Raw genomic sequence first — 21,421 nt, forward strand, 5'->3', positions numbered from 1 at the left:
TGAAAACAATATGATCCTGTGGTAAGACTGAAGCAATTTCTAGTGGTAAGGTGGTTTGATTTGTGTTATAGTGAATGTACATGGGATAGCCTTTCTCAGTATTTTGTCCTAATTATATTGTATCAAGACTATCTCCATAAGGCAAAAAGCAACGGCTTTAAAACCGTTGCTTTTTGCGTTAGTCAGAGGGGTTTTTGTCCCAGCCTCGTAGTGCCACCCCCGCAAGGTTGATTAGGTCGGGTTCAGAGTCCTCTCAGCGAGTCAGGAATTGACTCGCTGAGCCTATGATATGGACGAACATGAAATGTTCGCTATCAAGCGAACGATTGGAGTTTGCTTCGCAAACAAGATTTGGTACTCTCTAACAGCATACAATGCTGTTAGACCCAATCAACTACTGCGTCAAAGGTATTTTGCTAATCATAAAGAGAGAGGCTAGACTTTTGTCCCAGCCTCTCCTCTTACAAAAAGCTCTAGTTATTCAGCCGAATCCTCAGCTGCTGCTGGCAAAACCAGGTTCAAAAAGACACCGACCAAGGCCGCCAAGGCTGTCCCTGAAATAACCAGGTCAGAACCCAACTTCAAGACACCGCCACCGAGGCCCAAGACCAACATGGCACTAGCGATTACAAGGTTGCGGGACTCCATAAAGTTGACCCGAGCTCGAATCAGAACCTTCAAACCGTTGCTGGCAATAACTCCATAAAGCAGGATTGACATCCCTCCCAAAACGGCACTTGGAATAGTCGAAATCAAGGCTGTAAACTTAGAGAAGAAACTCAAACCAATGGCAATCAAGGCCGCATTCCGGATCACCGAAATACTAGCAATTCGGGTCAAACCAACAACCCCGGTATTCTCTCCATAAGTGGTATTGGCAGGACCACCAATAAAGGCTGAAACCGCTGTAGCCACCCCATCTCCAATCAGGGTCCGATTGAGACCTGGTTTTTTCAAGAAATTACGGCCACAAATCTCCCCTAAAACCATGTGGTCTCCGATATGTTCTGCAATGGTTACAATCGCAATGGGTAGAATGGCAAAGGCTTCCGGACCAAAGTAAAGCTTGTACTCTTTCAAACCTGCGACTCCTGTTGCAAATGGCAGGCTCAGATCCGGCAAGGACAACCAAGCCGCTTCTTGAACTGGGGTAAAGTCAACCATCCCCAAGAAAATAGCTACTACATAACCTCCGACAATAGCAATCAGAAACGGAATCACCCGTACAAAGCCTTTTCCCCGTGTTTGGATGGTCACCGCAATCATAAAGCTCACAGCCGCCACCAACATGTTTTTCCAATCACCATCGGCCACAAAGCCAGCTGAGGTTACAGCTGTGTTGGCCAGTCCCAAACCGATCACCATAATCATCGGCCCAATTACAATCGGTGGCAAGAGACGGTCAATCCAGGCTGTCCCAACCTTTGCAACAATTAAAGAAACCACTACATAAACCAGACCAACCATCATAATCCCGGTTTGTCCAGCACTAATATCTCCACCCATTTGTTCCTTGGCAAAAGCCATGGCTGAAATATAGGCAAATGAAGAACCTAGATAGACCGGAACACTAAACTTGGTAGAGATCATATAGATCAGAGTCCCAATCCCCGAAGCCAGCAATGCAGTCGAAATCGACATCCCTAGTAAAATCGGAACTAGGATCGTCGCTCCAAACATCGCAAAAACGTGTTGCACACTCAGGAGCAACCCTTTTGCAGTGTCTGGCTTTTCATGAATATCAAATAACAAACGTTTTTCTGCCATTTTATCCCCCTTTTTGTTCCTATTCTGACGGCATCTTGAATCAAAACAGGACGGCGCGTTTTATTTGACTTAGCTTTTTTTCAAAAAAAAGCCTCATCATGAAATGAGACTCTGTGGATAGATATTCGATAAAAATTTCCTCACAAAACAGGACAGAGTCTGGACTCTGCACTACTCTATGATTCTTTGATTCGAAAAGTCCTTAGTAGGCTCTCTGTCCTACCTTAAAAGTCTTTATTTCGAATATTAATTCTACCACATCTAGTGGATTTATACAAGTTTCCTGCTCCGTCGAGTTTCAAAGAAACTCGGTTATAGCAAGAGCACCTTACTTAGCTGGCTTGGCTTGAGCTGCTTCAACAGCTTGGCGAACGGTTTCGGCGTAAATCTTGGCCCCTACCTGGATGGCTTCACCAGTGCCACCGAAGTGGATATTGTCACTATCTTCCCACATTTCAGGATGGTTGAGAGAGACCTTGTGCCAATCTGCCAGAGTAATAAAGGAATGTTTGCGAGCTAATTTCAGTTCATACTTCCAGGTTTCTTCTGCGGTTGCCTCGACGTACTGATCGGAATTTCCGTCATAAGGGGTTACGAGGACTAGGCGGTGGCCTTTAGGGAGATCCTTAATAATGCCGTCCAATTCTTCTTTATAATTGCTCACGATATTAACCCCAATCCCTAGAACAACCGTTTTACCTAGGATGCCGGCTTGGGCCTGAGCATTCATAATCGCACGCGCCTGGGTCAGGTTCCGGCTACCGGCGGCATCAATATTTCCATCCGGGAAGACCTGATTGAGTTGTGTATTGGCCCGCAAGGCAACAGAGTCCCCAATGAGTGAGAGACCACCAGGAACTGAAAGACTCTCAATTTCCGGTTCAGCTTCCTGCTTGGCCAAACGCGCTGTCGGATTCACCTGATAATATAGCCGTTCTAAGCCCTGGGCCGATTGGGCCATATTGTTGGCCGCCATGTCCCGCGCAAAATTGGTCATCACCGGTGCCTGATAAAGGCGAACCCCACTGGCGGTCACAAAACCAACCAAGACCAAGACCATAATCATTCGGGCCGACTTATTGAAGTGCTGCCGTCCTGCCAGAATCGGTTCCACAATGTAAAAAGAAAAAGCGGCAAAGGTGTAAGAAAGAAGGACTGTGAGGAAAACCGCTTGCCAGTGTACCAATTGATCCTTAAAGATACTGTAGAGCGGCCAGTGGAAAAGATAGACCCCATAGGAAGTATCAGCCAAAAAAGTCAACCAAGCAGGTTCTGCCACATCTGGCAACTGATTGTGGAGCAGGCGCAGACTGCGAATCAGAACCGTTGCCGCCAGAGCCGCCAAGGCTAGCCCCCCAAGATAGGTGATATGCTGGTCAAAGCGCAAGCCGATCAACAAACCAGTCAGAATGACCACACCTAGCAAGCTTCCCAGGATAATTCCCGGCCAGTTGGAATGTTCCAAACGCTTTTCAAAGGACAGAGATAGCGAGGAGACACCGGTCATAGCCGCTAATAAACTTCCAAAAAAGAAAGGAAAGAGGTGACTGAGACTGGCAAAATAAAGCATAGATGGACTGGCTCCCAACAAGAGCCCCAAGACCATAGTCCCATAAGACACTACAAGAAGCGGCAAGGACAAGGTGATGACGCTACCTCGGAACTGCGATGTGTTCCGCGATCGCTTGGCCAGACGATACAAAAGGAAGGACCAAAGCAAGTAGAAATGAACCTCCACCGCCAAACTCCAATTGTGGACAAAGAGATGGGGGATAAACTGATCCTCGTAGTTCCCACCCGTCAGCATCTCATAGAGGTTGGTCACGTAACCCAAAACTCCTGCGACTTGCGTTGGGAGATCTGCTACATATTCTAGACGAACCAACCAGGTCAAGGGCAGGGCCACCAAAAGCATCAGCACAACTGGCGGCACAATCCGATACAAACGCCGCCGCAGAAAGGCCTGCATATCCACCTGACCTGTTCGGTCTACTTCATCAATCATCAAAGCGGTAATCAGAAAGCCTGAGAAGGTGAAAAAGACATCCACTCCAACAAAACCACCTGGGAAATACTTAGGGTAAAAATGGTATAGTAAAACCCACAACAAGCCTAAGACCCGCACGCATGAAAACCAGCGTATCCGCATAATAACTCCTAATATATCTTTAAAATCATACTACTCGAATAAGACAAAAAATGACGAGGAAAACCGACGAAGGTTTAACTAAAGTCAGATTTTGAAAGTAAATAAGTATAACTAAACATTTCCTTTTTTACCATTATATCGTAAATACAGATACATTCCAAATAGAGCAAAAACCAGGCTACTCGGAACCTGGTTTTTTTTTACAATTAAAAATTCCGACTAGAACGGTTATAACCATACTGCTCCACAAAATCATGGCGGAATTCCAAGAGATTGTCATCCAGAATTGCCTGGCGAACCTTTCGCATCAAATCAATCAAGAAGTAGAGATTGTGGTAGCTAGTCAAGCGCATTCCGAATGTCTCATCCGCCTTGAGCAGGTGACGGAGATAAGCCCGACTATAATTCTGACAGGTGTAGCAACCACAGTTCGGATCCAATGGACCAAAGTCTTCCGCATACTGGGCATTCTTGACCACCAAACGACCCTGGCTGGTCATACAGGTTCCGTTCCGTGCAATCCGCGTTGGCAGTACACAATCAAACATATCGATTCCACGAATAACCCCATCAATCAAACTATCCGGTGCACCAACTCCCATTAAATAACGAGGCTTATTTTCTGGTAAAAGGGGAGTCGTGAAGTCCAGCACCGCGTTCATTTCCTCATGGGTCTCACCAACCGCTAAGCCGCCCACGGAATAACCGGGGAAATCCATCGCCACCAGGTCAGCTGCAGACTGACGGCGAAGGTCCTCGAACCCTGCCCCCTGGACAATTCCAAACAAACCTTGGCGATCTGGGTTTTGATGGGCCTTAAGCCCCCGCTCTGCCCAACGACTGGTCCGCTCAATCGATTTCTTAACATAGTCGTAAGGCTGGTAGAACTGGGGACATTCATCAAAACTCATCATGATATCTGAGCCCAAATTGTTCTGAATCGAAATCGCCTTTTCCGGTGATAGGAACATCTTAGCTCCATTCAAATGGTTCTTGAAGGTGACCCCTTCCTCTGTGATATTCCGTGAATCTGCCAGGGAATAGACTTGGAAACCACCTGAATCTGTCAAAATGGGTTGGTCCCAATTCATAAACTTGTGCAGGCCACCAGCTCTGGCGATCAACTCATCTCCCGGACGGAGCCATAAGTGATAGGTGTTGGATAGGATAATTCCTGAACCCATCTCTTTTAACTCCTCTGGCGACATGGTCTTAACGGTAGCCAAGGTTCCTACTGGCATAAACATGGGGGTTGGGAAGGTCCCGTGAGGGGTGATAATTTCCCCTAACCGGGCTCCCGTATGTTTCTCTTTTTTAATCAGACGATACTGAATCGGTGAATCTTTCATTTTTTCTCCTTCCTAGGAAAAACAGTCCTAGTTCTGACCCCTATTGTAGCAAAAAGCCCCTCCCTTGTCACAATCGATTTCCTTGTATCCAGCTTCACTTAAATTGTCTAAAAATTAGAATCGTGCAACTTTTTTCAGACACTGATAATTGCTTGACTCCGTTATTTAGAATGATTATAATTTATTTAGAAAAACAAAAAGGAGAACTTCTTATGAACAACACTATTTCTGTTCTGAACCAAACCGTCGCTGACCTCTACACTGCTCGCATCGCTCTCCACCAACTCCACTGGTATATGCGTGGAGCTGGTTTCATGGTTTGGCATCCAAAAATGGACAAATACATGGACGCTATCGATGGTACCTTGGATGAAATGAGTGAGCGCCTCATCACTCTCGGTGGCCAACCTTACTCAACCCTAACTGAATTTCTACAACACTCTAAAATCGAAGAACTTCCAGGTCAATTCAAATCTGTTGAAGAAAGCCTAACACGTGTGATCGACATCTTCAGCTACCTAACTGAACTTTTCCAAGCAGGACTAGATGTTACTGACGAAGAAGGAGACGATGTGACCAACGGTCTCTACGCAGATGCCAAAGGTGACTTCGAAAAAACTATCTGGATGCTCTCTGCTGAACTTGGCCTCGCTCCACAACTCGCCAACAAAGAAGCCTAACACTCATTTAATTTCAAAAGACTCTCGAATTTAATCCGAGAGTCTTTTTACATATTTTAGAATAGGCAACTCACAACCTCTACTCAGAGAGCGTGAGGATCCACCAGTAACTGGTGATCTACTTTAATACAGCGGTCCATCACGATTTCCTGGATCCCAGCCTGGGTCAGCAGATCCAAGGCTTCTTGACTAAATAAGCCCTGTTGAGCCCAAAAAACTTTGGCTTCGGCTTTTAAAAAGTCCGTAGCAACAGCCGGTAAAAACTCACTGCGACGAAACACATCCACAATATCAACAGGGAAGGGAAGACTTTCCAAGCTTGGGTAGACCTGTTCCCCTAAAATTTGCTGGTCCACAGCCCGTGGATTAACTGGTACAATGCGGTAACCCTGATCTTGCAGGTATCGGGCCACCCGATGGCTAGTCGCCTCTTCTCGCGGAGAAAGTCCAACAACTGCGATTGTCTTACTTTCCTCCAGAATTTTTTTGAGCCCGGCAGAATCTCTTACAAGCATCTTAAGACCTCCGTATTTTCTCTAGGGGACGGCCTTTAGCCAGCTCGTCCACCAGCTTATCGGTAATGCGAATTTGTTTCATCAAAGGATCCGTTAATTCTTGAATCTTAACCCCACAAATGGTCCCCGTAACACCAGTTGCCGCTAGATTCCAGGCAGGACATTGGTTGTAAAAATCAGCTACGGTTCGAGTTTCAGGTCCCTGCTGGACTTGCTCAGGACTATAACCGGTTAGCCAAGTTAACACCTGATCCAACTCATCTTGCGTTCTCGCTTTGCGCTCTACTTTATTCAGATAAGCTTGATAAATCCCCATCCAGCTCATCTGATCAATGGTTTTTCGCGGCATCACTGACCTCCTTTGTTTCTAAACTGCAAATCTCTTCTATCCCAAAAACCTAATACCCGAAAAGAACCTATTCCATCATCTATTCGATGCTCACTCCCCTGACTATCTTCGCTCTCACGTTTCTAGGCCAGGTTCCAACAGTCTCTCCCCAGACTGTTGGAATCCACTGGACTAGCCTCGCTCCCTTATTTGTAGGCTCGGGTGGAAAAGGTCTGGGAGACCTTTTCCACCCCCTAATTTAATACAAAGCTCGTGATGGGAGTGGGACAGAACTAAATTTGAAAAAATTTAGTTCGTAGTCCCACCCCCGCAAGGCTGATTAGGTCCTCTTCCGAGCTTGAAAAGCGAACGAAGAGGCCAATCAGCTACTGCGTCAAAGGCATTTTATTAACCAAAGTCAATAAGGCTAGACTTTTGTCCCAGCCTCATCACTTCGCTTCATACCAGGTTTTTCCTTTGTTGCCGTCGGCGACGAGGGGAACGGCGAGTTGGATGGCGTTTTCCATGACTGCTTTGAGGAGGGTGGTGATGGCTTCTACTTCTGAGTTGGGGACTTCGAGAACGATTTCGTCGTGTACTTGGAGGAGCATGCGGCTGGTGTAGTTGCCTTCTTCCAAGGCTCGGTCCAGGTTGATCATGGCGATTTTGAGGATGTCAGCGGCTGATCCCTGGATTGGGGAGTTGATGGCGGTTCGTTCCGCAAAGGAACGGACTTGAAAATTCCGAGCATGGATATCTGGCAAAGCGCGACGGCGGTGGAAGATGGTTTCCACATAGCCTTGGTCTCGCGCTTCACGCACAATCCGATCCATATAATTCTTAATGCCTGGATAGCGTTCAAAGTAGGTCTCAATGTAGTCCTTGGCTTCGGCTCGGGTGATGCCTAGGTTATTGGCTAAACCAAAATCAGAGATGCCATAAACCACCCCAAAGTTAACCGCCTTGGCATTGCGGCGATCCAGATCAGTCACCTCTGCTGCGGAGGCCCGGCCAAAGACCCGCATGGCTGTCGAACTATGGATATCCAGTCCATCTTTAAAGGCCTGAATCAAGTGCTCATCCTGAGAAATATGGGCCAGCACCCGCAATTCAATCTGCGAATAATCCGAACTCATCAACACTGCATCCTCAAAGGATGGAACGAAAGCCTTCCGAATCAAACGGCCCTGCTCCAAGCGAATCGGAATATTTTGCAGGTTGGGATCCGTACTTGAAAGCCGACCCGTCTGCGTCAAATCCTGAACATAGCGGGTATGGATCTTGCCATCCTCTGCGATGGCCTCCTGCAAGCCCATGACATAGGTAGACTGCAACTTGGTAATTTGCCGATAGTCGAGAATCTTAGCCACGATCGGCGCAATCGGAGCCAAACGCTCCAAGACATCCACGGCAGTTGAGTAGCCCGTCTTGGTTTTCTTGGTGTATTCCAAAGGCAAGCCCATTTTCTCAAACAAGATGATCCCCAGCTGCTTCGGCGAATTGATATTAAACTCCTCGCCCGCCAAGTCGTAGATCTCCTGCGTCAAGCCCTCAATAACCGCCTGATTCTCAGCCTGCATGTCCACCAATGTTTCACGTTGAACCTGAATCCCCGCCAATTCCATTTTGGACAAAACCTTGGCTAGGGGCTGCTCCATGTCAACCAAGAGCGGCCATTGCTCCTGCTCCACCAATTGGCTTTGGAGGGACTCCTGTGTTTCCACCAAAACGGCTAGCTTATCAGCCAGGTGTTGGAAAAAGACCTCTTCCTCCGGAATTGCCCGTTTGACACCCTTGCCATAGATCACCTCATCCTCAGCCAAAGACCGACTTCCATACAAACGGGCAATCGTTGAAATCTGATTGTCTTCAACCGTAGACAAAAGATACTTGGCCAAACGACTATCGAAAGCCGGTACAGGCAAGTCCAACCCATAAGGGGCTAACAAGACCTGAACCTTTTTAAAATCATAGACATACAAAGGCGTCTGCTCCAAAAAGGCTTGGAAAACCGGACTCTCCAAAATAGCTGGAGACTCCCCCACATAAATCTGGTCTTTTGTCCCCCAAACCACTCCCCGTAAAGGTTCGGTATGGTAATTCTCTCCCAACAACTCCAAATGCAGGAAGGTTTCCGGACCAAACATTTCCGCTGTCGGCTCTGTAACCACCTGGTAGGCCGCATGCTCCACCGGTGTCGCACCGGCAGCCGCCTGATCCAACTGCTGCTTCAATTGCAAAAAGCCCATATCCTCATAGAATTGACCTAGGGCTGGGACATCCGGCCCCTGGTAGGCTAAATCTTCCAAACCAATCGCAATTGGGGACTGGGTGTTGATGGTCGCCAAGGTCTTGGACAAGAAGGCCTGGTCCCGATCATTGATCAGATTTTCCTTCATTTTGGACTGCTTCATCCCATCCAGATTTTCATAAATGCCTTCCAAGGACCCGTATTCTGCCAAGAGTTTCAGACCGGTCTTCTCCCCAATCTTGGTCACGCCAGGGATATTATCAGATTTATCCCCCATCAAGGCCTTTAAATCAATGAACTGGGCAGGAGTAATCCCCATTTTCTCCATCAGATAAGCCGGGGTGTAGGCTTCAAATTCCGCTACCCCTTTTTTCGAAATTTCAACAACCGTATTGGCATCAGTCAATTGAATCAAGTCCTTGTCACCCGAAACAATGGTTACATCAAACTCTTGAGCCTCGGCTAGTTTATCCAAGGTTCCGATAATATCATCCGCCTCATAATTTTCCAATTCATAATGGCGAATCCCTTGAACCTCCAAAAGCTGCCGAATAAAGGGGAACTGCTCCCGGAACTCATCCGGCGTCTTGGCCCGCCCCCCCTTATAGTCCGCAAACATCTGCGTCCGGAAGGTCGTCTTACCCGCATCAAAAGCAACCAAGATATGACTAGGCTGAACCCGCTCCAACAGGTGGGTCAACATCAACTGGAACCCATAAATCGCATTGGTATGCAAACCAGACGGCGCCTTAAAGCGATCCAGTTGCTGATAGAGGGCAAAAAAAGCCCGAAAAGCCACAGAGGACCCATCAATTAATAGTAATTTTTTCTTATTTTCCATAACACAATTATAGCACAGACCTCAAAGAAGCAAGCCTTGGAGCAGGTTGGAAAAGGAATCCTAGATTAATGACGCAACACCTAATCTATCTAAGCAAATAATTTTTATGTTATTATTTGATTCTCCATTCCATCTTTGTTAGAATAAATATATAATATTTTGATAGCGTTTTCGTTTTTGTGAAACGTTATTGTCTCTTGGTCTTCATAGGGAGGTTCTTATGAGAAAAAAACATCTTTATCGTACATTGCTACTCTCCAATATCCTGTTAGTGCTCGCCAATCCTGATTTTCATGAAGGAAAAGTCAGCGCCGATGAGAAAGTCAACTCAGCTGAGACGGAGCTCCAAGTGGAAATTTCCGAAACACCGCTAGATGATGCTGCCAATTTCCAGATCCCAGAAGCCAATCCTTACACAGTTCCGCCTAGCTTACCCCAAGAAGCACCGAAAAGCGTCGAAAACAATACAACAACTAACTTGGACATTCAAACAGTTCCCCAATCAAATGAAGTTGAATTCGTTACGGAGACTGCAATAGGAACAAATCCTGATAAGGACATAGAGAAGACTGCTGATAGGGATACAGATACAAAACTTTCCACAAGCGAAAATCTAGTTCCCAACCGTCCTTTCCGTAGAGTGTCAAATAATGATTCTGATGATATAGATCCGAAATTCGAAGAAAAAGTCCAGCAGTACCTAACCAATCTGACACCAGAGGAACACCAATTACTACAAGCAAGTCCTGATCTAGACAGTAAGCGGAAGATTTTTGAAGACATTCTTGTTCGGCAAATTAATGAAGAATACAGCCTCAAAGAACTGGAAGAATTCAAGAAAACCCTAACTGAGCAACAAGTAGCCGAGCTCGAACAAGCTTCTAATCTAGTCGCATTTGAAACAACACTCAAAACTTTCCACCAAACTGCCCAAGCCCAACGGGACTTTGAAAATCTTCTCGATCACTTAATCTTAGAAAGTACGGAAGAAGAATTTAAACAACTGCAAGCAGCCAGTAGCAATCCTGACAGGTTTACCCAGACCATCCTGGAGCTTTCAGCTCAAAAAGCACAAACGACAACTTCCACAAAACCGTTTCGAGTTGCAGCAGCCATTCCACTCCTTATAAAAGCAGCACCTTATATTATTGCTGGAGCAAAAGCCTTAGGGTCAGTCCTAGTAGCCAAAGGTCTCGCCTACTTGGGGTCTCAGGCAATCAATTATAGCTATCAGCAAGTCCAGGCTCAAGCCGCTCAAAGACAGCGAGCTCAGTATGCTGCTATGGCCAAAAGTTATACCAACCAACAGGCCAGAATCCAAGCCATCAGCCAAGCTCAGAGCTATACCTATACGGCACCTGGCCAGTATGCGATTCAGCATTACACCTATCAGCCAACTCCTTCCTATGGCTATAGCCCTAGCTATTCCTATGCTCCACAATCTGTTGGCAGCTATGCTGCCCCTACACGCGCCTACGGACAGGTTGCCGCCAATGTCTTTTATTATACAGGTGTTTCCAAGCTCCCAGTTTACAATCTATCCGGAGTCAAACACACCGTCCTCCCCAATGAATCCGTTTGGTCGATTTCTCAAAAATACAATATTCAGATGAATGATCTAGTTATTTGGAATGGACTGACAAACGGACTAATTCATCCAGGGCAAAAGGTTGTCGTCAAACCGGACACCCTCATCAATAATGGACTCCAACACCAAGTCCTCCCCAATGAATCTGTCTGGTCCATTTCCCACAAATATGGGATCGCAATGGCTGATTTTGTAGCCTGGAATAATATCCAACAAAATACGATTCATCCAGGGCAAAAAGTCTATATCAAACCAAAATCTTGGGCCCAAAAAGCTCGATATATTGTCAAAGCAGGGGACACTCTTTGGAGAATTGCTAAGGAACACGGGGTCACAATTGATGATTTAGTCAGATGGAATAAAGTTTCAAACTTCACCATCCACCCAGGGGATGCCCTCATCACCACACAACCTCCCATCAATCCAACACCAGCTGTCATCACCAAACAACCCTTACCGCAATTAGGTGCACTCTATACAGTTAAAGCAGGTGATTCCATCTGGAAAATTGCTCACGACCACAAGATCACCATGCAGGAACTGCTAGACTGGAATCAGATTAGCAATCAAACCATCCACCCCGGGCAACAGCTCGTCACCCAAAAACCAACAAGTCCTGCTGCAAGCACTGCCAGCAGCTCCTACACGGTCAAAGCAGGCGATTCGGTCTGGAAAATTGCCCACGATCATGGCATCTCCATGGATGATCTTGTGAAATGGAATAATATCTCCAATTTCACAATCCACCCTGGACAGCAACTCACTGTCCAAAAACCAACCACTGCATCCACAATTACAGCAGACAAATCCTATACGGTCAAAGCTGGAGATTCAGTTTGGAAAATTGCCAACGACCATGGTATCTCCATGGATGACTTAGTGAAGTGGAACAATATTTCCAACTTTACCATCCACCCCGGAGAAGTCCTTATTCTCAAACAACCAACAGAAGCACCCTATTTCGGACTCACAACCCATACCGTTCAAGCCGGTGAATCCGTCTGGCTCATCGCTCAGAAATATGACATCACCATGGATGAACTGGTGAAATGGAATAACATTTCCAATTTCGCAATCCATCCAGGACAGAGGGTGATAACTGGGCGTAAACCAACAAATGCTGAAGCTAGAGCACAGGCTAAAAAGCTAGGTTACACAGAGTATAAAGGTACTGAAAACTCACGCAATGCATTAATATTTAAGGGGACCTCTAAAAACCCCAGTTTTTCTTCAAATTGAATCACTCAAACCTTGATAAATCAACATTTAGATTTTCAGAAATTTAGTTTTTAGAGGTGCCCTTAAAAGAAAAAAGGGTAAGGGACCAAGATTTATTTCTCCTGATCAAGATGTACACAATGGTGGTTATTGGAAAGGCGGTGACGATCCTAAAAGACTTAACACTAAGCCAGGTCGCTCAGGAACTTATGATAAGAATTTAAATAGAATAAAGGACTAGAGATTGCAGATTAAACCTCTTTTCAATAACAAAAATGCCACAGAAATAGAGAATAATTATTTCAATGTAGTCCTTGAGCAATAAACTTAAGATAATTAAAAGAGGATCCTATATGCCAGCATTATCCATTTACAAATACGACAAAAGCAATCCCAACTATGGTGACGATTGGACTGCTATATCTGATATTTGGGATAGCTTTTATGGAACAGTATTGACCTTAGAAGACTATCTTGAAGTCGAAAACCGGTATGTAAAAACTATCGAAAAGATTCTACGATTATTTAACATAGATAGCTTAGAAGTAAGAGAACTATCAAAATATTTTAGTGTGCAGTTTCAAAAAAGAGAAAGCTTGCTGAATCCTAAGCAATGCCAATTATCTCAGCAACTTGATAACGGATTGTTACTGACTGGAGAAGCAATCTCCGAAGTTGCACGCTTCAATCTCCGAGAAGCAGTCTGGTGCCGTCTCTACAGCCCCAATCTTCAAGTCCATTTTGGCTATGATTATTATATGTATGTCCAAAGTATGGACGAGGAAAAACTCGAGCAATGTAAACAGATTATCCGTGAAATGGATCTTTACTATCAAGAATTTTCGATCTCCCCTCATCAAATGGAGGAAGAAGATATTGCTCCTTTTACCTACACTTGGGGCGATGGTCAGACCAATCCACCAGGAGACTATCATCATGACCTTCGAATTTCCAAGGATGACCCTCTGAATCGCAGCTACACCGAATGGAGTCATTTTGACGAAATCGAAAACGGACTGGATTGGGAAGAGTACCAAGCTGTGGAACAAAAATACCTCCAGCTAGTTTTAGACTTTTTGGAGTTCTTCCAGATAAACCACCTAGCCGTTAATGGAGGTCTAGAATTTACCAGCATTCAGGAACTCGGTGTCCCTGCCCACTACTTCTCTCCCCAAGAAGAAGCACTATTCCAACAATTGCAGGAATATGACGAGACTGTAGAAGATTGGACGATCGAGTCATTTATGATCCCAAAAGAAGATTTTACGACCCTCTTCCAATTAATTTTCAAAGGTAGATTTTATGCTTGGATCAATACAGATTCTATCACCATCCAATTTGACTCTTCCTACCGACTCTACCTCTCCTTCTATGGGCACAAAAAGGAAGTCCAGCAACTGGTTGAAAAACACGGGCTTTATTGGCAGGAGCGTCAACCACCTTATAAAAAAGCAGTTGGTTTCAGATAATTAAGAGAAGTTTCTGTATGCCTACATTACTTATTCACAAATACGATAAAAGCAATCCCAACTATATTCAAGATTGGATATCTATTTCAGATATCGGTAAAATATTTTATGGAACTGTATTAACGTTAGACAAATACCTGAAAATAGAAAACTCTTATATTCAAACCATACATGAAATCCTCGATTTTATGAAAATCGATACCCTGGAAATTCGAGCTATTGAGAAAGGATTTAGTCTACAGGGCACCTCTAAAAACTAAATTTCTGAAAATCTAAATGTTGATTTATCAAGGTTTGAGTGATTAAATTTGAAGAAAAACTGGGGTTTTTAGAGGTCCCCTACAATACATTAGAAAAAATAGCCTAATTAATGCGAAACAAGCTTCCTTTTACCAAATGCTAGATAACGGAGTATATTTAACACAAAATGGCATTACTGAGGCCATTAAACTCAATCTACGTGAAGCTCTCTGGTGTAGACTATATAATCCTAAAATTGAAGTTAACTTTGGCTATGACTATTACATGGGAATTACTGTTGCTGAACAGGAAAAGATTGAAATTTTCAAAAAAATTATCGAAAAACATGGACTCTACTGGCAAGAATTTACTACTTCTCCTTTCAAACTAGAAGAGGAATTTAAAAAAGCTAAGACATTTTTTTGGGGCGATGGGCAAACCAATCCATCAGGGGACTATCACCATGACCTCCGTATTTCCAAGGATGATCCTCTGAATCGCACCTATACCGAGTGGAGTCATTTTGACGAAATCGAAAATGGACTGGATTGGGAAGAGTACCAGGCTGTGGAACAAAAGTACCTCCAGCTAGTTTTAGACTTTTTGGAGTTCTTCCAGATAAACCACCTAGCCGTTAATGGAGTCTAGAATTTACCAGCATTCAGGAACTCAGTATCCCTGCCCACTACTTCTCTCCCCAAGAGGAAACACTATTCCAACAATTGCAGGAATATGACGAGACTGTAGAAGATTGGACGGTCGAGTCATTTATGATCCCAAAAGAAGATTTTACGACCCTCTTCCAATTAATTTTCAAAGGTAGATTTTATACTTGGATAAGTACAGCTTCTATCACCATCCAATTCGATTCCTCCTACAGGCTCTACCTCTCCTTTTATGGCCACAAAAAGGAAATCCAGCAACTGGTTGAAAAACACGGACTTTATTGGCAGGAGCGTCAACCACCTTATAAAAAAGCAGTCGGTTTCAGATAATTAAGAGAGGAGCTTATATGCCTGCACTTTCCATTCATAAATACGATAAAAGTAATCCCAACTATGTTGACGATTGGATTTCTATATCCGATATTGGAGCTAGCTTTTATGGAAAAGTATTAACCTTAGAAGACTATCTTGAAGTCGAAAACCGGTATGTACAAACTATCGAAAAGATTCTAACATTATTTAATATCAATAGCCTTGAGGTACGGGAGTTAGAAAAATCTTTTAGTCTGCAGTTCCAAAAAAAGACCAGTTTGCTGAATTCTAACCAGTGTCAATTATATCAGCAACTTGATAATGGATTTTTACTAACTGGAGCAACAATCTCTGAGCTTATCCGATTCAATCTACGCGAAGCCGTCTGGTGCCGTCTCTATAGCCCTGATCTTCAAATCCACTTTGGCTATGATTATTATATGTATGTCCAAAGTATGGACGCAGAAACACTCGAGCAGTGTAAGGAGATTATTCGTAAAGAGAATCTTTACTATCAAGAATTTGCTTTCTCCCCTTATCAAATGGAGGAGGAAGACATCCCTATCTTTACCTACACTTGGGGTGATGGGCAAACTAACCCACCTGGGGACTACCACCATGACCTGCGTATTTCCAAGGATGATCCTCTAAATCGCACCTATACCGAGTGGAGTCACTTTGACGAAATCGGACATGGGCTGGCTTGGGAAGAGTACCAAGCTACAGAACAAAAATACCTGCAGTTAGTTTTGGAAGTTTTAAACTTTTTCCAAGTAACCGAAATAACCGTCAGTGGAGGTTTAGGATTTACCAGTGTTCAAAAACTCGGAGTCCCTGCACATTATTTCTCGCCTCAAGAAGAAACACTGTACCAAAAAATATATGATTACCGTGAAAATATCGAGGATTGGACAATTGAATCCTTCCACATTCAAAAAGAGGATTTCTCAACCCTCTTCCAGATTATTTTCAAAGATAGACTTAGTACTTGGATCATTACCGATCCCCTCACCATCCAATTCGATTCCTCCTACCGGCTCTACCTCTCCTTCTATGGCCACAAAAAGGAAGTCCAGCAACTGGTTGAAAAACAGAGCCTTTACTGGCAGGAGCGGCAACCGCCCTACCATGAGACTGTCGATTTTAGTTAACTCCCTCCAATCCACAAAAAGAGCTCTGCCAGGCAGAGCTCTTTTTTGGAGATTATTATGAAAAAGAAAAGTTTTAGGAGTCAAATTAAGAGGTTTTCTTAATTTGTGACTCTAGTATAGCCAAGTCACCTTAAAGCAAACTTAATACTCTTTCTATTTTCCTTCAAATTTGCAAAAATGGTAACTTCGAAATATCCCCCAAGTGCTCAATCGCCTGACTCTCTGGGTGGTTCAAAAAATTGATAGACTGGATTCCCGCTGCCAGGGCAGCTTCAATATCCAGCAGGCGATCACCAATATAGTAGGTCTGATCGGGATTCAATTTGTACTTGTCCAGCAAATAGTAGAGGGCCCCCGGATCCGGTTTCCGCGCAAAGCCATCGCTGGCGGTCACCACCTCCCGGAAGTAGGCAGCCAAATCCAGGCGCTCCAAGAGCGGGTGGGCTTCCCCATCCTTGTGGGTAAACACAAACTGCTGAATCCCCTGTTCTTCCGCCCAGTCCAAGATCTCCCGAGCCCCCGGTAACAAACGGATTTCCCCACTGAATTGCGGTAAAGCCTTTTGGTACAGAGGTTTCAAATTGCTGCCGGTTTCTTTTTCAATTTTTTCAAAAAAATCCTTAACAGAGGTTGCCAAAATATGTCGGCGAATAGCCTCCTTGTCAAAAGGGTAATCCGTGTTTCCCAAGGCCTCTTGAATGGCAGCCAAGATGGCTTCATAAGAATCCAAGAGCGTCCCATCCAAATCCCAAATAAAAGCAGTCATACCTGCTCCTTTCTATACAAACGGTAATGACGTCTGAGCCACCACCAACGAAAACCATTGTCCACAAGCGTTCCAATCCAGATGCCAACCAAACCCCAGCCCAGCCAATGGCCGAACAAGGCTCCACAGCCTAACCGCAGCACCCACATACCAATACTGGTCGCATAAAAAGGCAAACGAGCATTGCCCAAGCCCTGCCACAAACTGGTATAGATCAGGGTCCCAGCTGTCATGGGCGTCCCCAAGAGCGCGAACAGCAACACTGTTTGGCTGGCGGCTAAAACCTGGGGCTGGCTATTGTAAAGTTGCGTCAGGGGCTGCCCCAAGAGGTAAAAGACCTGGGCGATTGGGACCATCAAGACCAAGGTCCAGAAATAGAGACGCCGGGTCAAGATATCCACCTGTTCCCAGTCCTCCTGCCCCCGGGCCTGGGCAATCAAGATAACTCCCGCTGTGGCCATCCCTAGGGCTGGCATCCCACTGAATTGAATCAAGGTTTCGCCAATCGCATTTCCGGCGACCACTTCTGTTCCAAAGGAGACGACCAGAACCATCAGCAGAAAATCACCTAAACGCATCATCAGACGTTCCCCCGCAGCCGGGAGGGCAAAACTTACCAAGCTCCAATCCCAAGTCCAGGAAGATCCTAGGAGAGGAAAGGGAACCCGCCACCAAAGATAAAGTGTTCCCAACAAACGGGCTAGGACTGTCCCCAGGGCAACCCCCAGCAAACCTCCATCTAGGCCATAAAGAAACACAAGGGAGAGTATCACATTTAAGAAATTAGCCAGTAAACTAACCCACATGGGTTCCTGGGGCCTGCCCCAGGTTCGCAAAATCGCCCCTAGGCTCATCATCAGGCCTTGAAATAGGATGGTCCCCCCGACTAAACTGAGGTAGAGACCACCAGTCTGGGCCACCGCTAGATCTGTTCCCATCAAGGCCAGCATCGCAGGACCTGCCACCACCGCCAGCAAGCCCAAGACCAGGGCCAACAAGACGGTTAAAGCCAAGCCCGATCGGGCCAACTGCTGGGCTTCCTCCTCGTTTGTAGCCTGAGCCTTGGCCACAAAACTAGACAAGGTTGCCACCAAGGCTAAAAACAAGGCCTGATAAATTGCTAACACACTGGAAGCCAAGGACACACCTGAAAGAGCCACCAAACCAAGACTAGCCACTAGATAGGAGTCGACCACTCCCATCACCATCTGTAAAAAATTCTCCAACATGGCCGGCAAGGCCACATTAAAAATCCGCCGATTGACATTGTTCATAAGTCTAGTATAGCAAAATGAGGCTGGGTTCTAGACACCAGCCTCCTGCTATTTCAATTTGATACTACTTCCATTTTCAAATAGAAAGAGTATTAGAAAGGATTAGGGTTTGGTCGGAGCATCCTGGGCCTTCTTCAAGGCATCCCGAACGGTCTTGGCGTATAGTTTTCCACCCTGAGCAATGCCACTGGCATTGGCTCCAAAGTGAACATCGTCGGTTCCGTACCAGATTTCAGGATTGTCGACAGCTGTCTGATACCAATCCGCTACCAGTACATAGTCATACTGCTCCGCTAGCTTGAGCATATAATCTCGGGTCCGGTTGGCAATCGCATTGGGATTGTCCAGAACCCGACCATCATAAGGTGTTACCAGGATCAAACGATGACCTGCTGGTAGGCTCTTAACCAATTGATCCAGCTGGTCCATGTAGTCATTCACCTCATTAACCCCTAGAGCAATGATCACATCTGTCACCAGAGTTCCATTTTTAGCAGCCTTTTTCAGCATTTTCTGGCCATCAATCAAATTCCGCGACACAGCCGCATCCATATCGAGCCCGGGTAGGACTTCATGTAACCAGTCACTGGCCCGCAGGGCCACCGAGTCACCAACCAGCGTTGCCCCGTCAGCGATCGCATCAGGATTCTCCGTGCGAACCCGCATTGACCGCATTTGTTGGCTGGCTTGTTGTAGACTATTCCCCACCAGATTGGCCTCAAAACTGCCCATCATTGGACTGGTCACCACCCCGATGCCCCAAGCAGTTACCAACAGGAGCGGTAGAACCCACCCTTTCCAGCCCAGGCTGGGAAGCGCCACTGGCGTACCCAAGATTTTCGGATTTTTCCCTTGCAACATTGGTTCCAAGAGGTAAAAAGAAAAAGCAGCCAAGATCAGAGAAAACAGCGTGGTTAGGAAAACAGCTTGATGATGTCCCATCCATTCGGAAAAAATCAAATAAAGGGGCCAATGGAAGAGATAAACTCCGTAAGAGGTGCTGGCTAGGAAGTCCAGTAGCCGTGGTTCCTTGAGCCGGGTCTTCTCATGTAAGATACGTGTGGTCAGGATCATCATCCCCGCCAAAAGGGAGGCTGCCAAGAGACCCAGAGTATAGGTCCACAAGGACTCAAAGGGGAGAAAACGAGCCAGTGCAATCGACAGCCCCAAGGCTCCCAGATAAACCAACAGGGTCTTGCCCAAACTCCACTTCTGGATCAGACTCCGCAACAACATGCCCTGGTGCTGCAAGCCCGTCAAGGCAGCTAGACTCGATCCTACAAAAAAGGGGAAACTGTGTGATAAGGTTGAGAAATATAAATTGGAAACATTGTCCGTTGTGAAAGTTCCAATCAACATACTGATGTAAGACACCAGAAGAAAACCGGTTGATACCAAAAATACCTGACTCTTAAACCGGCGAATATCTTTCGAGCCACGCGCCACAAACGCTAACACTAGTACCCAAACCAGGTAGTAGTGCACCTCTAAAGCCAAACTCCAGGTATGCAAAAAGAGATGAGGAATAAATTGACTTTCATAACTCCCCCCCAGAAGTATCTCATACCAGTTGGTTACAAACCCTAAAGCCCCTGCCGTCTGGGTGCCGATATCCACCCGAAAATCGGACTTAACAAACAAGATCAAGGGGGCAACCACCAAGAGCATCAAAACCAAAGGTGGCACAATCCGATAGAGCCGCCGTTTCAGGTAAGCTACCAGATCAATCTTCTTAGTTTTCCCAACTTCCTCAATCAATAGCGCTGTGATTAGAAAACCTGAGAAGGTGAAGAAGATATCTACCCCAATAAAACCGCCTGGTAATTGCTCCTTATAAAAGTGATAAATCAGGACAAAGAGCAGCCCTGTGATCCGAATAAGAGAAAACCATTTAATTCTCATCTTGATAGATTCCTTGTTTAAAAGTTCCAGTATAGGCGACCTTATCCTCTGTTACCAACTCTCCTTTTCCATCTGGTTTTCCATTGGTAAATTGACCCGTGTAACGCCAACCGTCCTTAGATTTAAAGGTCCCATGACCCTGGAAGGCCCCATTTTTAAACTCACCTTCATAGACATCACCGTTCTCATAGGTCAGTTTACCCTGACCTGTTATTTTTCCACGCACCAGGGTTCCCTCATAGGTCATTTTGCCATCGTTTAAGGCAATCTTCCCCCTCATGGGGATTCCAGATGCAAAAACCCACAGGGCACAAAGAAGGATCACCAATCCTGTCATCAATTCAAAACCCGACCGTTTCCAACGAATCCCCTTGGAAGCGGTTGGTTTCTTTTTAGCTACTTGTCCTGCCATCACAATTCTCCTACTTTTTCTTTCCATTCTTGACAGCCTTGACGAACGAGACGGTAGGTTTCCTCAAAATCACCGGTGTACCACGGATCAGGTACTTCACCGTCAATTAAGGGATGAATCTTATCCAAGGCTTCTTGAGGGGCCATCGCTTGTAAATCTTTCAGATTCGATCGGTCCATGGCCAGAATTAAATCGGCCTCAAGAAAGTCTTTTTGGGAAATTTGTTGGGACTGTTTCGATAAATCGTAGGGAATTTGGTATTTTTGCAGAATCGCTTGGGTCCCTTGATGGATTGGATTACCATGTTCCCACGTCGAAGTGGCACGACTTTCTACATCCCAAGAGGGCATTTCCTGCTTCATCACAAACTCCGCCATCGGGCTGCGACAAATATTTCCTAAGCAAACCATAATCACATTCATATCGTATACCTCCCCTCCATTATAACATATAAGGAAAGGGTGAATAAAAGAATTTCTGAACCTCTATGGAGATAGTGACTTCATGAATCAGGTTTTTCTAAGTATTACATATCATTATTTGT

19 protein-coding genes are annotated in these 21,421 nt (G+C 45.4%); 8 read left to right on the top strand and 11 right to left on the bottom strand.

Annotated features, from left to right (window positions below; genetic code table 11):
- Positions 1-477: 477 nt before the first annotated feature.
- The 3 genes from E5983_RS01080 to tgt all read right to left on the bottom strand — a co-directional run bounded on the left by E5983_RS01080 (position 478) and on the right by tgt (position 5,265).
- Positions 478-1,767: a uracil-xanthine permease family protein gene (locus E5983_RS01080; protein WP_160332098.1), complete on the bottom strand. Its 1,290-nt coding sequence runs from the start codon at positions 1,765-1,767 to the stop codon at positions 478-480.
- 328 nt (positions 1,768-2,095) lie between these two features.
- Positions 2,096-3,916, bottom strand: a complete 1,821-nt coding sequence (locus E5983_RS01085) for an acyltransferase family protein (protein ID WP_160332099.1) — start codon at positions 3,914-3,916, stop codon at positions 2,096-2,098.
- A 206-nt stretch (positions 3,917-4,122) separates the two neighbouring features.
- Positions 4,123-5,265: a tRNA guanosine(34) transglycosylase Tgt gene (gene tgt / locus E5983_RS01090; protein ID WP_160332100.1), complete on the bottom strand. Its 1,143-nt coding sequence runs from the start codon at positions 5,263-5,265 to the stop codon at positions 4,123-4,125.
- 170 nt (positions 5,266-5,435) lie between these two features.
- Here tgt and E5983_RS01095 point away from each other — a divergent pair, with 170 nt between their 5' ends.
- Positions 5,436-5,945 carry a Dps family protein gene (locus E5983_RS01095; RefSeq protein ID WP_160332101.1) on the top strand — a complete coding sequence of 170 codons (510 nt, stop codon included), beginning with the start codon at positions 5,436-5,438 and terminating at the stop codon, positions 5,943-5,945.
- 83 nt (positions 5,946-6,028) lie between these two features.
- Here E5983_RS01095 and E5983_RS01100 read toward each other — a convergent pair whose 3' ends face one another.
- The 3 genes from E5983_RS01100 to polA form a co-directional block, all read right to left on the bottom strand.
- The gene (locus E5983_RS01100; RefSeq protein ID WP_160332102.1) at positions 6,029-6,460 is read right to left on the bottom strand and encodes a CoA-binding protein; all 432 of its coding nucleotides are present in this window, start codon (positions 6,458-6,460) and stop codon (positions 6,029-6,031) included.
- A gap of 1 nt (position 6,461) precedes the next feature.
- Positions 6,462-6,809 (bottom strand): DUF2200 family protein, encoded by a 348-nt coding sequence (locus tag E5983_RS01105; RefSeq protein ID WP_160332103.1) that lies wholly within the window; start codon positions 6,807-6,809, stop codon positions 6,462-6,464.
- A 428-nt stretch (positions 6,810-7,237) separates the two neighbouring features.
- Positions 7,238-9,880 (bottom strand): DNA polymerase I, encoded by a 2,643-nt coding sequence (polA, locus tag E5983_RS01110; RefSeq protein WP_160332104.1) that lies wholly within the window; start codon positions 9,878-9,880, stop codon positions 7,238-7,240.
- A gap of 220 nt (positions 9,881-10,100) precedes the next feature.
- Here polA and E5983_RS01115 point away from each other — a divergent pair, with 220 nt between their 5' ends.
- The 7 genes from E5983_RS01115 (at position 10,101) to E5983_RS01145 (ending at position 16,523) form a co-directional block, all read left to right on the top strand.
- The gene (locus tag E5983_RS01115) at positions 10,101-12,707 is read left to right on the top strand and encodes a LysM peptidoglycan-binding domain-containing protein (protein ID WP_160332105.1); all 2,607 of its coding nucleotides are present in this window, start codon (positions 10,101-10,103) and stop codon (positions 12,705-12,707) included.
- A gap of 31 nt (positions 12,708-12,738) precedes the next feature.
- The gene (locus E5983_RS10180; protein ID WP_160332124.1) at positions 12,739-12,927 is read left to right on the top strand and encodes a toxin C-terminal domain-containing protein; all 189 of its coding nucleotides are present in this window, start codon (positions 12,739-12,741) and stop codon (positions 12,925-12,927) included.
- A 112-nt stretch (positions 12,928-13,039) separates the two neighbouring features.
- The gene (locus E5983_RS01125; RefSeq protein ID WP_160332106.1) at positions 13,040-14,155 is read left to right on the top strand and encodes a hypothetical protein; all 1,116 of its coding nucleotides are present in this window, start codon (positions 13,040-13,042) and stop codon (positions 14,153-14,155) included.
- Between the two features lie 17 nt (positions 14,156-14,172).
- Positions 14,173-14,415 carry a hypothetical protein gene (locus tag E5983_RS01130; RefSeq protein WP_160332107.1) on the top strand — a complete coding sequence of 81 codons (243 nt, stop codon included), beginning with the start codon at positions 14,173-14,175 and terminating at the stop codon, positions 14,413-14,415.
- 136 nt (positions 14,416-14,551) lie between these two features.
- Positions 14,552-15,043 (top strand): hypothetical protein, encoded by a 492-nt coding sequence (locus E5983_RS01135; protein ID WP_160332108.1) that lies wholly within the window; start codon positions 14,552-14,554, stop codon positions 15,041-15,043.
- Positions 15,044-15,165: 122 nt separating this feature from the next.
- A complete protein-coding gene (locus E5983_RS01140) occupies positions 15,166-15,390 on the top strand; it encodes a hypothetical protein (RefSeq protein WP_160332109.1) in 225 nt (74 codons plus the stop codon).
- 17 nt (positions 15,391-15,407) lie between these two features.
- Positions 15,408-16,523, top strand: a complete 1,116-nt coding sequence (locus E5983_RS01145; protein ID WP_160332110.1) for a hypothetical protein — start codon at positions 15,408-15,410, stop codon at positions 16,521-16,523.
- 163 nt (positions 16,524-16,686) lie between these two features.
- On the opposite strand, the gene E5983_RS01150 is transcribed toward E5983_RS01145, so the two are convergent.
- The 5 genes from E5983_RS01150 to E5983_RS01170 form a co-directional block, all read right to left on the bottom strand.
- The gene (locus E5983_RS01150; RefSeq protein WP_160332111.1) at positions 16,687-17,289 is read right to left on the bottom strand and encodes an HAD-IA family hydrolase; all 603 of its coding nucleotides are present in this window, start codon (positions 17,287-17,289) and stop codon (positions 16,687-16,689) included.
- Positions 17,286-18,563, bottom strand: a complete 1,278-nt coding sequence (locus E5983_RS01155; RefSeq protein ID WP_160332112.1) for an MATE family efflux transporter — start codon at positions 18,561-18,563, stop codon at positions 17,286-17,288. Before E5983_RS01155 ends, E5983_RS01150 begins: the two co-directional genes overlap by 4 nt.
- Before the next feature lie 102 nt (positions 18,564-18,665).
- Positions 18,666-20,465, bottom strand: coding sequence for an acyltransferase family protein (locus E5983_RS01160; protein WP_160332113.1), 1,800 nt, complete (start codon positions 20,463-20,465; stop codon positions 18,666-18,668).
- Positions 20,455-20,877 (bottom strand): MORN repeat-containing protein, encoded by a 423-nt coding sequence (locus E5983_RS01165; protein ID WP_160332114.1) that lies wholly within the window; start codon positions 20,875-20,877, stop codon positions 20,455-20,457. Before E5983_RS01165 ends, E5983_RS01160 begins: the two co-directional genes overlap by 11 nt.
- Positions 20,877-21,299 (bottom strand): low molecular weight protein-tyrosine-phosphatase, encoded by a 423-nt coding sequence (locus E5983_RS01170; protein ID WP_160332115.1) that lies wholly within the window; start codon positions 21,297-21,299, stop codon positions 20,877-20,879. The genes E5983_RS01165 and E5983_RS01170 overlap by 1 nt, the downstream gene beginning before the upstream one ends.
- Between the last annotated feature and the right edge of the window lie 122 nt (positions 21,300-21,421).

Source organism: Streptococcus danieliae, from assembly GCF_009767945.1.
GTDB lineage: Bacteria > Bacillota > Bacilli > Lactobacillales > Streptococcaceae > Streptococcus > Streptococcus danieliae.

What these genes read in the sequence shown, in the direction of transcription:
- E5983_RS01080 (WP_160332098.1), bottom strand. Translation starts at nt 1,767, where the DNA reads ATGGCAGAAAAACGTTTGTTATTTGATATTCATGAAAAGCCAGACACT.
- E5983_RS01085 (WP_160332099.1), bottom strand. Translation starts at nt 3,916, where the DNA reads ATGCGGATACGCTGGTTTTCATGCGTGCGGGTCTTAGGCTTGTTGTGG.
- tgt (WP_160332100.1), bottom strand. Translation starts at nt 5,265, where the DNA reads ATGAAAGATTCACCGATTCAGTATCGTCTGATTAAAAAAGAGAAACAT.
- E5983_RS01095 (WP_160332101.1), top strand. Translation starts at nt 5,436, where the DNA reads ATGATTATAATTTATTTAGAAAAACAAAAAGGAGAACTTCTTATGAAC.
- E5983_RS01100 (WP_160332102.1), bottom strand. Translation starts at nt 6,460, where the DNA reads ATGCTTGTAAGAGATTCTGCCGGGCTCAAAAAAATTCTGGAGGAAAGT.
- E5983_RS01105 (WP_160332103.1), bottom strand. Translation starts at nt 6,809, where the DNA reads ATGCCGCGAAAAACCATTGATCAGATGAGCTGGATGGGGATTTATCAA.
- polA (WP_160332104.1), bottom strand. Translation starts at nt 9,880, where the DNA reads ATGGAAAATAAGAAAAAATTACTATTAATTGATGGGTCCTCTGTGGCT.
- E5983_RS01115 (WP_160332105.1), top strand. Translation starts at nt 10,101, where the DNA reads ATGAGAAAAAAACATCTTTATCGTACATTGCTACTCTCCAATATCCTG.
- E5983_RS01125 (WP_160332106.1), top strand. Translation starts at nt 13,040, where the DNA reads ATGCCAGCATTATCCATTTACAAATACGACAAAAGCAATCCCAACTAT.
- E5983_RS01130 (WP_160332107.1), top strand. Translation starts at nt 14,173, where the DNA reads ATGCCTACATTACTTATTCACAAATACGATAAAAGCAATCCCAACTAT.
- E5983_RS01135 (WP_160332108.1), top strand. Translation starts at nt 14,552, where the DNA reads ATGCTAGATAACGGAGTATATTTAACACAAAATGGCATTACTGAGGCC.
- E5983_RS01140 (WP_160332109.1), top strand. Translation starts at nt 15,166, where the DNA reads ATGATCCCAAAAGAAGATTTTACGACCCTCTTCCAATTAATTTTCAAA.
- E5983_RS01145 (WP_160332110.1), top strand. Translation starts at nt 15,408, where the DNA reads ATGCCTGCACTTTCCATTCATAAATACGATAAAAGTAATCCCAACTAT.
- E5983_RS01150 (WP_160332111.1), bottom strand. Translation starts at nt 17,289, where the DNA reads ATGACTGCTTTTATTTGGGATTTGGATGGGACGCTCTTGGATTCTTAT.
- E5983_RS01155 (WP_160332112.1), bottom strand. Translation starts at nt 18,563, where the DNA reads ATGAACAATGTCAATCGGCGGATTTTTAATGTGGCCTTGCCGGCCATG.
- E5983_RS01160 (WP_160332113.1), bottom strand. Translation starts at nt 20,465, where the DNA reads ATGAGAATTAAATGGTTTTCTCTTATTCGGATCACAGGGCTGCTCTTT.
- E5983_RS01165 (WP_160332114.1), bottom strand. Translation starts at nt 20,877, where the DNA reads ATGGCAGGACAAGTAGCTAAAAAGAAACCAACCGCTTCCAAGGGGATT.
- E5983_RS01170 (WP_160332115.1), bottom strand. Translation starts at nt 21,299, where the DNA reads ATGAATGTGATTATGGTTTGCTTAGGAAATATTTGTCGCAGCCCGATG.